The sequence below is a fragment of the Cognaticolwellia aestuarii genome (genome assembly GCF_002000025.1).
Lineage (GTDB): Bacteria > Pseudomonadota > Gammaproteobacteria > Enterobacterales > Alteromonadaceae > Cognaticolwellia > Cognaticolwellia aestuarii.
On sequence record NZ_MUZV01000031.1, the window covers coordinates 1 to 621 of the forward strand.

Here is a 621-nt window from a genome sequence, read left to right on the forward strand (position 1 = left end):
AAGCGACTTACTTAAGTGGTACAGGCTCGAGTGCTTTATTATTCCGTTATACCGTGCAAGCAGGCGACAACGACAGTGATGGTATTGCTATCGGTTCCTTATCAGCTAATGGCGGTACCTTGCGTGATGCAGCTTCAAATGATGCTACCTTAACTTTAAATAGTGTCGGTGCAACGACGTCAGTATTGGTTGATGCAGCTGCGCCAACCATTTCGTCAGTCAGCTCATCAACCACTAATGGTAGCTATAAATTAGGGGATGTTATTGCTGTCACCGTTAACTTCAGCGAAGCGGTAACTGTAACGGGCACACCACAACTCACCTTAGAAACAGGTACAACAGATAGAACCATTAATTACAGCAGTGGCTCAGGCACTAGCACGTTAACGTTTGCTTATACGGTGCAAACAGGAGATGTTAGCAGCGATTTAGATTACGTTGCCACCAACTCCTTAAGTTTAAATAGTGGCACTATTAATGATAGGGCAGGTAACGCAGCCAACTTAACCTTGGCAACACCGGGAGTGGCTAATTCTCTTGGCGCTAATAAAGCGCTTGTTATTGATGGCGCCGTACCAACGGTTTCTTCTGTTTCAGTTCCATCGAATGCCACATACATTA

General features: G+C 45.1%; 1 protein-coding gene. It reads left to right on the top strand.

The window, feature by feature from the left end:
• The coding region (locus tag B0169_RS19320; RefSeq protein WP_158077137.1) for a hypothetical protein at positions 1-621 on the top strand (621 nt) is incomplete at both ends.